The organism is Luteibacter sp. KNZ12-1A (assembly GCF_056755675.1).
Window position 1 is genome coordinate 13,768 of the sequence record NZ_JBPGXU010000012.1, and the last position, 15,035, is coordinate 28,802.

Genomic DNA, 15,035 nt, shown 5'->3' on the forward strand with positions numbered 1-15,035 from the left:
GGGTTGCCGTCGTGGACCGGTCAGTCCTCGAATCCGTCCGAATTGGCGATCAAGCAGGCCCGATGACTGCAACTGCTGTAGTTGGTGCCCGTCACGTCCGCCGAGTCCGTCTCCACCATCAATCGCTGAAGATCCAGTATCCGATCCATGCCTTCCCTCCCGTGGATGATCCGTTCGCCTCCCGCGGTGCGCGGAGGCAGGGCGAATCTAGATATCGCAGCCAAGGCCTGGCAACAGTGGAAACACCTTCGCGCGGTTGTTTCGATCCGTGCGGCGCATGTTTCTCGGGTGGTCTATCGAAAGCGGGCGCCACCATGTCCGGAAATGGACGACGCTGTCCGTTTACGGACATGGCGATCCTCAGCCCCCAAGGGGAAGGCGAACCGTGGCGACGGCCCCCGGTGCATCGACCCTGGGTGAAAGTTCCACCGTGCCGCCATGCGCTTCGACGATCATCCGGGTGAGGCTGAGCCCGATGCCGGATCCCTCGGGCTTGGTGGTGAAGTAAGGGACGAACAGCGCGTCGCTGGAAGGTAGCCCGATACCTCCGTCCTCTATGACGACCCGGACGTACCGGCCCTCCACGCGCCAGTCCACCCGTACGGCGCCGGACACGGGAAGTGCCGCCTCGACGGCATTGCGCAGCAGGTTGATGAATGCCTGCGTCAACTGGTCTTCGTCCCCGTACAGGTTCAATGCCTCCGTGCCATCGATGGCGACGGGCAAGCGCCGATCGAGCATGGCCAGCCTGGCAAGCACACGGTCGAGACGGAACGCGCGGAGTTGCAGCGGTGGCAGTTGCGCCAGCTTGCCGTATCCGGAAAGGAACCGTGCCAGCGAGACGGCACGCCGTTCGATGACTTCCAGCCCGATTTGCAACTCCTCGCGCGTCTCGTCGACACCGCGTGCCGCGAGCAGGGTCGAGAGACTGCCCGCGAGCGAACCGATCGGCGTGAGCGAGTTGTTCAACTCGTGGCTCAGCACACGGATCAGACGCTGCCACGCCCGCCTTTCCTCTTCTCCCAGTGCGACACTGAGATCGCGCAGCATGAACAGCCTGTGCTCTCGCCCGTCGCTGTGCCACGCGGCGCGTCGTATCGACCAACGGCCACGCCCTCCGGGAAAGTGCCAGTTGAAAACGGCGTTGTCGGGCGCGGCCAGGGCTTCGGCGAGCCCGAGCGACTTCAGGTCCTGGCCTATGACCGCACTTCTCTCGGCGCCGATCAGCTTGCGGCCGGAAGGATTGATGAGCCGCAAAGTGTCTTCGTCGTCGACGACGAAGACCGGGTCTCCCAATGCGACGAGCGTCTTGCCGAGGAAGCGCGAGGTCTCGGTTCGTTTCCGCCGGCCTTCGCGAAGCTCGTCGGAGAGGAGGTTCACATCGGCGACCAGGTCTTGCAGGGGATCGTATCCTGGACGTATCCGTCCACGCATGCCGAAATCGCCCTCGCGCAACGCGCCGAGGAGATCGGATATCGCAGCCAACGTCCCCACCGCACGATGCCCGGCAAGCCAGCCCAGGACGAGCGTGGTCGCCAGTCCGACGAAGAACGTACACGCGCGGGCGGCCAGCGGCCACCCATCGCAAACCGCAAGGACGCCACCCGACGCCGCCACCGGCAGAAGTACGACGCACGCCCACGTCATGACCCCGAGACGCATCTTGTCGGGATGCCGGGTGTAGGCCATCCTCGCTAGTACCGGAGGACACGATGGTGGGTGCGGTTCATCCGGCCAACTCCGCACCTTTCGTCCGCTGCTTGCCGAGTCGGCGATAGAGTGCCTGACGCGAGATGCCAAGCGCGTCGGCCGCGCGTTGCAGGTTATGCTCGTTGCGCTCGAGCGCGTTGCGGACCATGAGCTCCTCGGCCTCGGGTAAGGTGAGGCCGTCGAGCGCCAGCGGCGTGTCGCTCGGACGGCGGAGCGCGAGCCCTTCCGCATCGATGGTGTCGTGATTGGCGAGAAGGGCGGCGCGTTCGACCGCGTGCTCGAGTTCACGCACGTTGCCTGGCCAGTCGTAGCTCCGCAGTACGCGTTCGGCGGAAGGTGAAAATGTCATGGCGCCGCGCCCGCGACGCTGGCAGTCGCGCAACATGAAGTGACGCGCGAGCGGCACGATATCTTCATGGCGTTCGCGCAAGGCGGGCAGACGCACCTGCATGGCGTTGAGCCGATAGAGCAGGTCCCGGCGGAAGCGATCGTTGCGGATGGCGGCTTCGAGATCGGCGTTGGTCGTGGAGATGATGCGCACATCGACGCGCCGCGTACGCATGGTACCGCCACGCTCCAGTTCGCCCTCCTCGAGCACGCGCAGCAGCTTCGCCTGTTGCAGGGGATGGATGTTGGTGATTTCCTCCATGATCAGGCTTCCGCCGTGGGCCAGCTCGAAACGGCCGGACCGTGGCACCGGCTTGTCTTCGCCGAACATCTCGTCGGCGAAACGCGCATCGGGAAGGCTGCCCATGTCGACGCGGATCGCCGGTTGTTCCGCTCGCTTCGACAGCGCGTGGATTTCCCGGGCAAACAACGATTTCCCCGTACCGTTTTCCCCCAGGATGAGCACGTTGGCGTCGCCGACGGCGATCCGCTCGATCAGGTCGACCACGCGCCGCATGGCGGACGATTCACAGACACGCAGCATGTCCCGGGATTGGCGGGCGAGGGCGGTTTCCGTGCGCAGCCGCCGGTTCTCTTCGCGGATCTCGCGCAAGGCGATCTGGCCGCGCAAGGCGTGGATCAACCTCGCGTTGTTCCATGGTTTTTCGATGAAGTCCGCGGCACCTAGGCGCATGGCCTGTACCGCCACGTCGATGCTTCCCCAGGCCGTCATGACCACCAACGGCAGTTCCGGTACTTCCTCCCGGATACGCACCACGAGTTCGATGCCCTCGCGTCCGGACGTGGTATCGGCCGAGTAGTTGAGGTCGACGATCGCGCAAGCGAATTCGCGTCGCGACACGGCATCCAGCGCCGCGGCCGGGGAATCGACCTCTACGGACGGAATGCCCTCGGAACGCAGGAGCACACGTATCGCCAGGCGAATGTCCGGATGGTCGTCGACGACGAGCACCGGCACCTGGACTGTTTGATCTAGGTACATATTTGTCCCTTTCAGTCGCTGCGCAGGACACGCCAGGGTTCCACCGCGGCCGCCCGCCATGCGGGCAACAGCACGGCAAAGATCGTGGCCATGGTCATCATTGGCACCACGGTGGCGAATACCCATGGGTCGCTCATGCGCAGGGCGGAGTCGGTCGTGAACAACCATCGATAGGCGGCGAGCGCGGCGAGCAATCCCGCGGCGATGCCGGGTAGCGCCCATGCCAAGGCCCGCCGCAACACGTGCGCCATGAGCTTCGCGGGTGTGGCACCCAAGGCGCCGCGCAAGGCGAACATGCGGCGGCGCGATATCACCTCGACAGCCTGCACCGAGTAGTGGCCTATGCAGGCGAGCGCCAGGGCGAACCCGGCGAAGCTGGAGAGAAGCACGGCATCGCGGCGCGGTTCCGCGTATGCCGCCTGCGCCACCTGGTCGAGCGCTCGCGCATTGTCGGGTGCGAGGGACGGCGCCATGTCCTCGACGATGCGTGCGAAGGCTTCCGCGGTCGCGGGGCCCACGCCAGGGCCTCGCAGCACGGCATGCATCGATGTCCACTGGCGAACGATGGCGAACGACACGGCATCGATTTGTGCGAGCGGAACGAATACGGCCGGTTCGACCAATGCCGAAACGCCCGCGAGTGGCGTATCGGCGACGACGCCGACGATACGCGCGGCAGGCCGACCAAACGCCGGGCGAACCGTCCCGTCCACGCCCCGTCCATCGACCTGCTCGAGGTAGGCCTGGTTCACCACCACGACGCGCTCCGAATCGTCCCGGTCGCCATCCTCCAGCCATCGTCCACGGGTCTTTTCCAGGCCGAGCGCCTCAAGCGCACCCGGTGTCACCACCACGTACTGCAGCCGCACCACGGCCCCTCCAGGACGAAGGAAGGGCATCACGAAGCCGTCGCCGACGGGAAGCTGGGTGGACCATCCCATGGTTTCGACGCCAGGCAATCGCAAGGCCCTGGTACGCAAGCCTTCGGCGAGCCGTTCGGTGGCGTCCCGCCCCGGATACCATGCCGGCGGCACGCGGACTTCCATCACCAGGGCGTTTGCGTGGTCGAAACCCAGTGGAAGCTGGTCGAGGCGCCACCAGCGCAATGCCGCCGCGGTCGAGGCGCACAGCAGCACGGTCGCCAGCGCGGTCTGCGCCAGGGCCATCGCCGAATACAGCCGGCGCGGCGCGAAAGCAGGCGCCGGATAACCGGGCGCGGCAAAATGCTGGTGGGCCACCGCACCGCATGTAGCCAACAGGGCGGCGAGCAGGACGCTGACAAGTACCGCCACCAGCACGTCGCTTCCGGGTGTCAACGGTCCGGCCGAGGCCAGCCAGCTATCCGGCACGAGAGGACGGACCGACATCACCAGGAGTGCCCCCACAGGCATGCCTATCGCCACCGCGAGCAAGGCGGTGATCACCGCCGCCGACAGTGCCGGAATCCAGGGGCGCCATCCCGTGGCTCCCAGTGCGAACAGCAAGGAGGTTTCCTGCCTGCGGTCCAGTGCGCGGGACAGCATGAGGTTGGAGACATTCATGGCGGCCACGATGAGCACGAGCAGTGCGCTTCCCACGCATAGCCAGACGGTCGTCCTGGCTCCCGGAGCCGTCAGTGCATCCAGGGATGTCGCGCCATACCATTGGCTGTCCGCCGGCTCCAGGTGCAACCTGGCGGCGTTACGTCCGACCGTGTCCGTGACGCTGTCGGAAAACGCCGCGATGCTTCCAGGCGCGAGGAGGGCCACCGCCGTCATGTTCTCCGTGCGATCGGCATCCACGGGCATGACCAGGGGCAGGATCAGGTCGACGTCGGTGAAGAACCGATAGTCCGCCGGCAGGACACCGCTTATACGCATCGGTTGGCCATCGACCAGCAGTACCCGCCCGACCGCCGCCGGGTCGGCCCCGAACCAACGGCGCCACAGGGAATTCGACACCATCACCTCCGCGCCCCCCGAGCGGGACGGCACGCGTTCGCCGAATGCGGGGACGACACCGAGCGTCGGCAGGAACCCCGCATCGACGCGTTGCGTCCGAAGCAGGCCTCGATGACGTCCATAAACGACGTTCATCGCCTCGGGCATGCGGGCGGCACCCCGTGAAAGCACGGGCGCCGGGCTTCCCACCATGCCGTAGAGACTCGGTGAGGCCGCGCGCATGGGATCGTCGGCCGTCCGTCCGCCGTAGACGGCGACACGGGCATGATTGGGCCAGGGTGGCGGACGGAGCAATACGGCTTCCATCAGCGTAAACGCGCCAGCCAGGGCGGCCGCCCCGATGGCGAGCGTCATCGACGCCAGCAAAAGGGAACCCGGCTGGCGCGGCGACGCTCGCCAGAAACGCACGATGTCCACGATCCGGTTCATGGGAACGATGCACTGTGCTGCCGTCGTTCCCCGAGACCCGAATCCGCCTCGCTCTGCAACTGCCGGAACGTGCTCTCGTCGACGACCCTGCCATCGAGGAGGCGAACGGTGCGATCGGCCATCGCGTTGAAACGGTCGTCATGCGTGACCATGCATATGGTCCGGCCGTCCATATGCAGGCTGTTCAACAAGCCCATCACGATTTCGCCGTTGTGCAGGTCGAGGTTACCGGTCGGTTCGTCCGCGAGCAGGATCGAAGGGTCGCCCGCCAACGCCCGTGCCACCGCCACCCGTTGCTGCTGGCCTCCCGATAGCTGGGCCGGGTAGTGACGCATGCGATGCGCCATGCCTACGCTGCCCAATGCGTCGACGACCCGCCGCGCACGATCGCGTGCCAGCATGTCCTTCCGGAAGCTCAGGGGCAGCGCGACGTTGTCCGCCACGTTCAGGTCGTCGATCAGGTTGAACGCCTGGAAGACGAAACCGATATGCAGGTTGCGCAGGCGTGCCCTCTCCGCACGCCCCATGGCGTGGGCCGATTCGCCACGGAAACGCAACTCGCCATGACTGGGTACGTCAAGGAGGCCCATCAGCGACAACAGGGTTGTCTTTCCACATCCCGACGGCCCGGCGATCGAGACGAATTCCCCCTGTCGTACCGTCAGGTGGATGTCGGTCAGCACCTGGCATTCCACCGATCCAGCCTGGAATACCTTGCCGATGCCATGCATCTCGATGATCGCTGGCCGCTTGGGCGCTTGCATCGCGGAACTCCGGTGCGGCGGTTCACCCAGCCTAACTGCACTCCATGGCGTTGTCCCGGGCGCTAGACCTTCCTGTGTCAAGAGAATGCCAACGCTGCCGGAAAGACGTAGCGATAACGCCCGCCAACGTCATGGATGGAGCGGGCACGTTGCCTCCACGATCGGCCCGATGACAGCTTTCACATATGTAAAGTCTTTGTGCCCCAACGGCGTAATCGTTTACATGTAACATCATTTACGTGCCCACTTCATCGTCCGATGCCAGTATCCTTGCCCGCCTGCCGTGCCTCCGTTCGCCGTCGCTCCGTCCCCAAGGCCTTGCCCATGAACCGTAACCCCCGCATCGAAGACCTGATCGCCCGCATGACCCTGGAAGAGAAGGTCGGCCAGCTGGGCGTGTTCGCCGATGCCGTGCGCCCCTTCGCACCCGATATCAACCCGGAGACCAATGCCCGTGGCGCCGCGGAGGTGCTTGAGCAGGTCCGTGCCGGAAGGGTCGGCGCGTTATTCAACGGGGTGGGCGCCACGGAAGGCCGCGAGGCGCAACGTGTCGCCGTGGAGGAGAGCCGCCTCGGGATTCCGCTGCTGTTCGGAGCGGATGTGATCCACGGCATGCGCACCGTCTTTCCGATTCCACTTGGTGAGGCGGCCAGTTTCGAACCGGGCCTCGCCGAGCGCACGGCGCGTGCCACCGCCGTGGAAGCCACCGCGGCGGGCGTCCACTGGACGTTCGCACCGGCGGTGGACATCGCGCGCGACCAGCGATGGGGCCGCGTGGCAGAAGGTGCCGGTGAAGACGTGGTGCTGGGCGCCGCGTTCGCCGTGGCGCGTGTACGTGGCTTCCAGGGCCCGGACCTGACGGCCGACGATGCCCTCCTTGCCACGCCGAAGCATTTCGCCGCCTATGGCGCCGTCGCCGGCGGCATGGAATACAACGCCGTCGACATCGCGCCACAGACGCTCCGCGATGTGCACCTGCCGCCCTTCAAGGCGGCCATGGACGCAGGTGCGCTCACCTTCATGAGCGCGTTCAACGACATCAACGGCGTGCCGGCATCGGCCAACCGCGAACTGATGACGGATATCCTGCGTGGCGAATGGGGCTTTGAAGGCCTCGTCGTCTCCGACTACACCGCCGATATGGAATTGATCGCCCACGGCTTCGCCGACGACGAACGCGATGCGGCGCGCCTGGCGTTCCTTGCCGGCGTGGACATGAGCATGCAGAGCGGCTTCTATGCGGCGCACCTGGCCGATCTCGTCGAGAAGGGCGACGTGCCGATGGAAGTGCTCGACGAAGGCGTGCGCCGTGTGCTCTCGGTGAAGCATGCCATCGGCCTGCTCGACAACCCGTACCGTTCGCTCGATCCCGCCGTCGAGGCGGATACCTCACGCAATGCCGCTCATGCGGCGCTCGCGCGCGATGCATCGCGTCGTTCCATCGTCTTGCTCAAGAACGACGGCGTGCTGCCACTGCGCAAGACCGGACAGAAAATCGCGCTGATCGGCCCGTTCGCGACCGACGTCGACAACCTCGAAGGGTGCTGGACGTTGTTCGGCGACAAGCGGCGCCACGTCAACATCGAGACTGGACTGCGCGCCGCCCTGGAGGACGAGAGCCTGCTCGACGTCGTCGTCGGCTGCGGCATCGAAGACCCCATCGAGGGTGGCATCGAGGCCGCCGTGGCCGCCGCGAAACAGGCGGACGTGGTGCTGCTTGCCATTGGTGAACCGCAGAATTATTCCGGCGAAGCGCAGTCGCGCACGCAGATCGTGGTCCCTCCGGCACAACAGGCGCTGGCCGAAGCCGTGGCGGCGACGGGCACACCGGTCGTGGTTCTCCTGAAGAATGGCCGGGCGCTGGCACTCACCGGTGCCGTGCGCGAGGCCAACGCGATCCTCGTCACCTGGTTCCTCGGCAGCCAGACCGGCCCCGCGATCGCCGATGTGGTCTTCGGCGATTACAACCCCTCGGGGCGCCTGCCCGTGAGCTTCCCTCAGGATGCCGGGCAGCAGCCCTATTTCTACAACCACCTTCGCACCGGGCGTCCGGAGTTGAACGACCAGCCACCGGCCTTCAAGTCGCGCTATCGCGAAGTCACGTTCGACGCGTTGTACCCCTTCGGCCATGGGCTCAGCTACACGAGCTTCGAGTACGGCCTCCCCCAGGTGAAGTCCACGGTGGGTTGGGATGAAACCATCGTCGTATCGGCCACCGTGACCAACACGGGAAAGGTCGCCGGTGAAGAGGTGGTGCAGCTGTATATCCACGATCGCGTGGCCAGCCGTGTCCGCCCTGTGCGCGAGTTGAAAGCCTTCCGCAAGATCGCGCTCGTCCCCGGCGCATCGGAGGAAGTGTCTTTCGAATTGACTCGCAAGGATCTTGCGTTTACCCATCGCGACGGCACCACGTTCGAAGCGGAGCCGGGCGACTTCCAGGTATGGGTCGCGGGTTCGTCGGCGGCGGGCATACCTGCGACGTTCGTACTACAGGGCAGCTGACGACATAGGCATAATCCCGCGCCAAGCAGGCAGGAAGACTACATAGCTGTCCTCGTCACCCGGTACCGGGGCCACCCGCCTTGTCATAGCGTACGCATCCCATGAAGGAGCGTACGATGAAGGAACGACATCGGATCTCGCGCCGAGCGGCCATATGCCGCGTGTGCGCAATCCTGTGCGCGGCGCTCGCGCCCCTGCCGTGCATTGCCGAGGCCGCACCCCCGCAACCCGGCGTCGCACCGATCGACTGGCGGGCCTGCACACCGGACCTGGTAAGTGAGCAATGGATCACCGTCCTGGGCGAACGGCTTGAATGCGGCAGCATGCTGGCTACACCCGACGAGGATGCCACCGGAAGTGGCCGGTTCAACGTGGGTCTCGTACGGCTCAAGGCAGGACGACCCGAGCAACGAGAAGCCGCCATTTTCTTCAATTTTGGCGGCCCTGGTGCCAACCCGCTGGATTTCCTTCCACCCACCGCCTACCTCTGGGCCTCACGCTCCATCGACCATCCATTGGATGGCGACAAGCGGCGCCTGGCCGACCGCTTCGATCTCGTCGCGGTGATTCCACGAGGATTGCGTGGTGGAACCCGCTTTGCGTGTGGACCTTATCCGGAATTCCTCTCGGGGAATGACCCGGCGGTCTCCCTGGCTGACTGGAACTGGCTCGGTTTCGTACGAGCCGCCAGGACGTTTGCGGGTACTTGTGGCGAGCATTCCCTGCATCCATACGTGGGCACGCTGCAACATGTCGTCGACATGGAACATGCCAGGCGCGCCCTGAACGAGCCCGTGATGCACTTCGTCGGTACTTCTTACGGCTCCTGGGTCGGCGCCTTCTACGCGTCGATGTACCCGCGGCACAGCGGACGCATCGTGCTGGATTCCGTCATGAACTACGCCGGGACGTTCGAGCAGCAGGTCACTGATTTTCCCCCCGAACGCCAGGCGCTGTTCGCACGAAACGCCTTGCGGCCGGCCCTCGCCCGGCCCGGTGTGTATGGCATCGGCAGCGATCCACGGGTGGCGATGTCCCGCTTTCGCGACATGCCATATCGGGCGCTTCGGCTGTGGCCCCTGGCGATAAACACGCCCCACCAACTGGCTGCGGCGTTGACCCTCGCGGATTGGATCAGGGCCGATATGCAGATATCCAGCGATCGTCTTATGGCGCGCTTGCGGAATCACCTCTTCAGTCCGGATACCGGCGCGAACGACGCGATCAAGGAGGCGGCGGCGGAACTGGCCTCCCGGCTGGACCAGGTGAACGATCCGACGCTGGACGACGTGATCGACCATTCCGTATACGTCGCCGTCGTTTGCGGCGACACGCCATGGCGGAGCGATCTCAAGGCGTGGCGCGCGCTGGCCAACCGGATAGGAGCGAACTACCCGGCCGCAGGGGGCGGATCGGTCACCATGGGCCTGATCTGCGCTCACTGGCCCTCGGCGCCCCGATGGAGCCCCACGCTGACGGAACTGGCGAAGGCACCGCCGTTGCTGATGGTTCAATCCGAGTTCGATCCGGTGACGCCGCTCACGGGCGCCATGAAGGCATTCGACGCATCGCCCGATGCGTACATCGTCCTGGCGCGTGGCTCGGAAATGCACGGGCTGTTCGGCCAATCGGCGACACCATGCGTCGAACGTGCCGTCGGCCGTTTCCTCCTCACCGGCGAACGGCCGGCCTCGCACCTGTCGAGCTGCGATTTCGTCGCACCGCCCGTGCGGCGAGACATCCGCGAGGTGAGCGACGCACCCACGGAAAGCGATACCCGCGACGAGCTACGGCGTCTCTATCGGCACATCTGACAGGGATGGCGCAATGTCATCGGGCCACCACGTACCTTGGTACGATGCGCCCGCCTATCGGCGACGCGCATAATCCGGGCAATCTCAGTCACGGGAATGCACACATGAACGACCTGACCGGCAAGGTCGCCCTCGTCACGGGCGCAGCCAGCGGCATAGGCCGTGCGATCGCCGCGGCCTACGCATCGGCTGGGGCATCGGTCGCCGTTGCCGACATCGCTCACGACAAGGCGAAGCAGGTGGCCGCCGATATGGAGGGACGCGCCATCGGTATCGCCATGGACGTAACCGACGAAGCACAGGTCGACGACGGCTTCGCCCGCGTGGAACATGAGCTCGGGCCGGTCGATATCCTGGTAAGCAACGCTGGCGTGCAGATCATCTCGCCACTGGTCGACCTTACTCTCGCCGACTGGAAGCGCATGCTGGCCATCCACATGGACGGTGCGTTCCTCACCAGCCGTGCCGCCATGCGCCAGATGGTGGCCTCCGGCCGGGGCGGATCGGTGATCCTGATGGGATCGGCGCATTCGCACGTGGCGTCGAAATTCAAGGCACCGTACGTCGCGGCAAAACACGGCTTGCTCGGCCTTGCCCGCGTGATCGCCAAGGAGGGCGCCGCCGATGGCATACGATCCAACGTGCTCTGCCCGGGGTTCGTGCGCACGCCTCTGGTCGAAAAGCAGATTCCGGAGCAGGCGCGCGAACTGGGCATCTCCGAGGAGGAGGTCGTCCGCGACGTGATGCTGCGCGACACCGTCGACGGTGAATTCACCACGCTTGAGGATATCGCCGAAGCCGCGCTGTTCCTCGCGGGTTTCGGGTCGAAGGCCTTGACCGGACAGTCGCTGGTCGTGACGCATGGCTGGCACATGCAATGATGGAACAAACGCGGGCGGCCCTGTCCAGGTGGTAGGCGCTTTCGGCGTTGTCCATCCTTTGCACTGAAGAAGTGCGGGTAAAGGGCCGGAGTCGCATCCGGCACGATCCGACAGATAGCGCGCGATGCTGCTCCTAAGGTGAAAGGACATTCCCTGAAAGGAGCTTCATCATGTACCGACGCCGCCTTCTCTGTGCCCTCCTCTGTCTGTTCGCGTATCCGGCCTCCACGTTCGCCGCGACGATCGATGCCGATGCCATTCCGTGGCGGCCGTGCACGTTCGATGAAACCGGCTGGAACGCTCCAGCCCTCGTCGATCGCCTGCAGTGCGGCACCATGCAGGTGCCGTTCAACCACCGCCATTCCGACGCCGGCGAGGTCGAGGTAGGGCTGATCCGCGTCCTCGCCGGAGATCCCGCGCGACGCGAGGGTACGATCTTCTTCAACTTCGGCGGCCCCGGCGGCAATCCTCGTAAGTTCCTTCCTTCCCTGGCGGACGGGTGGAACGCGCTCGATGCGAGCGATGCCGTCTTCGGCCTCCTGCGCACCGTGGCGGATCGTTACGACCTCGTCGCCGTCGTACCCCGAGGCCTCGCCGGCGGCCGTATCTACGATTGTCTTGCCGGCCGCGAGGGCATTCCGTTCAACGACCTCGCGGCGGATCAGGGCGAGGACAACTGGCGTTCGGCGGAACGGGATGCCCTGTCGTTCGCGGCCGATTGCACTAAGGACCCGTTCTTCCGGGTGGTGGATACGGAACAGCATGTCCATGACATGGAATATGCGCGCCGGCTGTTCGGTGACGCTCCACTCAACTTCTACGGCACGTCCTACGGCACGTGGGCCGGCGCATGGTATGGCGCGATGTATCCCGAACACGTGGGACGCATGCTCTTCGACTCCAGCATGGATGTCACGCGGGATTTCCAGGACGCGGTGTACACGCAAGTCGTGGGTTTGCACAATCTGTTTCTCGTCGACGCGGCACGCCCTGCGCTCGCCGCGCCGGAACGGTACGGGCTAGGGACCGATGAAGATGCGCTGCTCGACCGTGTTCGCACCATGCCGATGCGTGCACATGCCAAGTGGGCGACTTCGATCGGCAGTCCCGCCCAACTCGCCGCGGCGCTGACCATGGTCGATTGGCTCCGCGACGACCAGGCACTGGACGAACCCGCGTTGACTGCGCGCGTCACCGCGTACCGCTTTCATGCCGATGACGATACGAATGCCGAGATCCGTGACGCGGCGAACGACCTTCTGGCGTCTTACTTCTACGATGGTCCGAACCCCGCCGAAGCCTTCCTGGGCACCGATGGGCTCTCCGTCTACCGCGCCGTCACGTGTAACGACACCCCATGGACCTCCGGCTCGTCGTTCTGGCGTGCCCTGTCGCTACATACGGCGTCCCGCTTTCCCGGCGGCAGTTCCAGCGAGGCACATGGCGGGCTCACCTGCGCCAGCTGGCTCGCTCGCGGCAACATGCGTCCCGACATGGCCGTGCTGGGTACCATCCCGGCCTTCCTGATGATCCAGGCCGAATTCGATCCTGCGACCTCCCTTGCCGATGCAGACCATGTATTGGAAAGCTACGACAACGCACGCATGGTGCTGGCGAAAGGACTGCATGGTCACGGCGTGTTGATGAGCCTCGCGGCGCCGCGGTGCGTCGTGGCCGCGGCCGGCACCTATCTTCTGACAGGACGGGTACCGGATACGAAACGCGTGTCATGCGAGGCAGGGGCTACGCGAGTCCCACGACCGGCCGACGACCGGTCGCGTGCCATCGGGAAGCATCTCGAACGCCTGAGCAAGTTCATCTGATAGGGCTGCGCGCGGATCACGTTCCTGTCCGCGCGCAACAGGAAAGATCCGTCGGCAAGAGGGTTTCCACTGACGGTGACGAGGGCATGACACTGGTTCGATTCCTCGTCATTCACCGATCCGATAACGGAGGTAGTCCGCTACCGATCCTCGGCACCAACCAATAATTTGGTCGGCTGCCCCGCCCTATAGGACATCGATGAAACCTGTCTCTCTTGGCCTGCTCGCCATGGCCCTCGCCACCTCCCTCCCTGCCCCGGCGGAATCCGTTGTTCCGCTCACCTGGACACCCTGCGACAGCGTGCCCGCGGCGGCCGCCAACGTCGCGGCCCGCATGGAATGCGCACGCCTGGCCGTGCCGCGTGACCATGCCAACCCCGCGGCCGGCACGCTGGACCTGGATGTGGTGCGAGTGAGAGCCACTGCTGAACGGGGCGCGCGCCATGACGGCACCTTGCTCCTGGAGCAGGATGAATTCGCGGGTCCCTTGGACCAGTCCGTAGCGGCGATGGCCTCGAGATGGCTCGAAGGTGATGAGAACTGGCGCGACGTAGCGCGTCGCCTCGACCTGGTTGGCCTTGCACCACGCCTCATGGACGACGCAAGCGGGAACGACTGCCTGTCGGCGACCTCACGGCTGCCCCGCCATGCTTCATTGGGTGCCGACACGACCAACGCCAACTTCGCTGTCGCAGAAAATCTCGCCCGGGCCGTAGGCACGGCATGCCAGAACGACCCGATGCATTCGCATATCGGCATGCGGCCGCGCGTGGAGGACATCGACATGCTGCGCAACGCCCTCGGCCAATCCAGGCTGCACATCCTCGGTACCGGCTACGGCGGCTGGGTGGCGACGTACTACGCCGAACGTTACCCGCGGAACGTCGGCCGCCTGTTACTCGATAGCACATGGGATGCGGACGGCTCCATCTCCGAAGCGATGGAAGCACGCATCGCCGAACGCGGGCGGACGATCCGCCGGGCGATCTCGACCCTGGTCGGCACCCCCGATCGTCATGGCTGGGGTACCGATGCCAGCGACATCCATCGACGTCTCGGCATGCTTCCGGCTTCGGCACATGCCGTTTGGATGCGCAACGTGGATGGCGCCCACGAACTGTCGGCCGTGCTCGCGATGGGACGCCTGTGGGAGCGTGATCCCACGCTTTCAACCAACGCGCTTCGCGGCTCCCTCGCAACGACGCGATTCGCGGTCGATGCCAAGGACGATGGCGCCATCCGTGCCGCGGCGGAACGCCTGCTCGATCGGCTCGATGCCGAAGGAAACGGCGATTCTTACGGTTTCGGGCCCCGGGCCGACGGCATCCCACCCTCGGTCGTGGCCAGTGCCTTCGCGGCACGCTGCAACGACGGTTCGTGGGGCACGCGTCGCCGATACTGGCGCGACCGGACGCTTGAACTGAGAGAAGCATGGCCAGCCGGCGCCGGCAACGAGACCTTCCAGGGCATGGTCTGTAGCGAATGGCCGGGCGCCTTCGAAAAGATCATCTCGGCGCCCATGCTCCGCGACGTGCCACGGTTCCTCATGCTGCATGCGGAATTCGACGAAGAAGCACCGTTGCGCAACGCGGCGATGATGCTCAACGCGCATCCGAACGCCACCATGGTCGTGGCACGTGGCCTGCGTGCGCATGGCGTGGTCACACGCACGGACCGTCCCTGCGTGTCGGCCGTGGCCGGCCGGTTCCTCGCGGACGGCCTGCTCCCCGCCAACAAGCTGACCAATTGCAGGCTACCCGACGCTTCGCCCGCCCCCTGACG

Annotated in this window: 10 protein-coding genes; 5 read left to right on the forward strand and 5 right to left on the reverse strand. The window is 65.4% G+C overall.

All coding sequences use genetic code 11. The annotated features are described in order from the left end of the window. Positions 1-20: 20 nt before the first annotated feature. The 5 genes from ACR9ZJ_RS04710 to ACR9ZJ_RS04730 form a co-directional block, all read right to left on the reverse strand. Positions 21-149, reverse strand: coding sequence for a hypothetical protein (locus ACR9ZJ_RS04710; protein WP_481287027.1), 129 nt, complete (start codon positions 147-149; stop codon positions 21-23). Between the two features lie 211 nt (positions 150-360). Further along, entirely contained in the window at positions 361-1,689 is a 1,329-nt protein-coding gene (locus tag ACR9ZJ_RS04715) for a sensor histidine kinase (protein WP_481287028.1), read from the reverse strand. Between the two features lie 37 nt (positions 1,690-1,726). Continuing rightward, positions 1,727-3,100 carry a sigma-54-dependent transcriptional regulator gene (locus ACR9ZJ_RS04720; RefSeq protein ID WP_481281949.1) on the reverse strand — a complete coding sequence of 458 codons (1,374 nt, stop codon included), beginning with the start codon at positions 3,098-3,100 and terminating at the stop codon, positions 1,727-1,729. Positions 3,101-3,111: 11 nt separating this feature from the next. Then, positions 3,112-5,469 (reverse strand): ABC transporter permease, encoded by a 2,358-nt coding sequence (locus tag ACR9ZJ_RS04725; protein ID WP_481287029.1) that lies wholly within the window; start codon positions 5,467-5,469, stop codon positions 3,112-3,114. After that, positions 5,466-6,233, reverse strand: a complete 768-nt coding sequence (locus ACR9ZJ_RS04730) for an ABC transporter ATP-binding protein (protein ID WP_481287030.1) — start codon at positions 6,231-6,233, stop codon at positions 5,466-5,468. The genes ACR9ZJ_RS04725 and ACR9ZJ_RS04730 overlap by 4 nt, the downstream gene beginning before the upstream one ends. Positions 6,234-6,557: 324 nt before the next feature. Here ACR9ZJ_RS04730 and ACR9ZJ_RS04735 point away from each other — a divergent pair, with 324 nt between their 5' ends. The 5 genes from ACR9ZJ_RS04735 to ACR9ZJ_RS04755 all read left to right on the forward strand — a co-directional run bounded on the left by ACR9ZJ_RS04735 (position 6,558) and on the right by ACR9ZJ_RS04755 (position 15,033). Beyond that, the gene (locus ACR9ZJ_RS04735) at positions 6,558-8,735 is read left to right on the forward strand and encodes a glycoside hydrolase family 3 N-terminal domain-containing protein (protein WP_481287031.1); all 2,178 of its coding nucleotides are present in this window, start codon (positions 6,558-6,560) and stop codon (positions 8,733-8,735) included. 116 nt (positions 8,736-8,851) lie between these two features. Beyond that, positions 8,852-10,549, forward strand: coding sequence for an alpha/beta hydrolase (locus tag ACR9ZJ_RS04740; protein ID WP_481287032.1), 1,698 nt, complete (start codon positions 8,852-8,854; stop codon positions 10,547-10,549). Between the two features lie 104 nt (positions 10,550-10,653). Continuing rightward, positions 10,654-11,430 (forward strand): 3-hydroxybutyrate dehydrogenase, encoded by a 777-nt coding sequence (locus ACR9ZJ_RS04745; protein WP_481287033.1) that lies wholly within the window; start codon positions 10,654-10,656, stop codon positions 11,428-11,430. Positions 11,431-11,600: 170 nt separating this feature from the next. Continuing rightward, positions 11,601-13,253 (forward strand): alpha/beta fold hydrolase, encoded by a 1,653-nt coding sequence (locus ACR9ZJ_RS04750; RefSeq protein WP_481287034.1) that lies wholly within the window; start codon positions 11,601-11,603, stop codon positions 13,251-13,253. A gap of 199 nt (positions 13,254-13,452) precedes the next feature. Beyond that, positions 13,453-15,033 (forward strand): alpha/beta fold hydrolase, encoded by a 1,581-nt coding sequence (locus ACR9ZJ_RS04755; RefSeq protein ID WP_481287035.1) that lies wholly within the window; start codon positions 13,453-13,455, stop codon positions 15,031-15,033. Positions 15,034-15,035: the final 2 nt, after the last annotated feature.

Coding starts and splice junctions, on each gene's coding strand:
- ACR9ZJ_RS04745 (WP_481287033.1), top strand. CDS start 10,654: ATGAACGACCTGACCGGCAAGGTCGCCCTCGTCACGGGCGCAGCCAGC.
- ACR9ZJ_RS04710 (WP_481287027.1), bottom strand. CDS start 149: ATGGATCGGATACTGGATCTTCAGCGATTGATGGTGGAGACGGACTCG.
- ACR9ZJ_RS04740 (WP_481287032.1), top strand. CDS start 8,852: ATGAAGGAACGACATCGGATCTCGCGCCGAGCGGCCATATGCCGCGTG.
- ACR9ZJ_RS04730 (WP_481287030.1), bottom strand. CDS start 6,233: ATGCAAGCGCCCAAGCGGCCAGCGATCATCGAGATGCATGGCATCGGC.
- ACR9ZJ_RS04735 (WP_481287031.1), top strand. CDS start 6,558: ATGAACCGTAACCCCCGCATCGAAGACCTGATCGCCCGCATGACCCTG.
- ACR9ZJ_RS04755 (WP_481287035.1), top strand. CDS start 13,453: ATGAAACCTGTCTCTCTTGGCCTGCTCGCCATGGCCCTCGCCACCTCC.
- ACR9ZJ_RS04725 (WP_481287029.1), bottom strand. CDS start 5,469: ATGAACCGGATCGTGGACATCGTGCGTTTCTGGCGAGCGTCGCCGCGC.
- ACR9ZJ_RS04720 (WP_481281949.1), bottom strand. CDS start 3,100: ATGTACCTAGATCAAACAGTCCAGGTGCCGGTGCTCGTCGTCGACGAC.
- ACR9ZJ_RS04750 (WP_481287034.1), top strand. CDS start 11,601: ATGTACCGACGCCGCCTTCTCTGTGCCCTCCTCTGTCTGTTCGCGTAT.
- ACR9ZJ_RS04715 (WP_481287028.1), bottom strand. CDS start 1,689: ATGGCCTACACCCGGCATCCCGACAAGATGCGTCTCGGGGTCATGACG.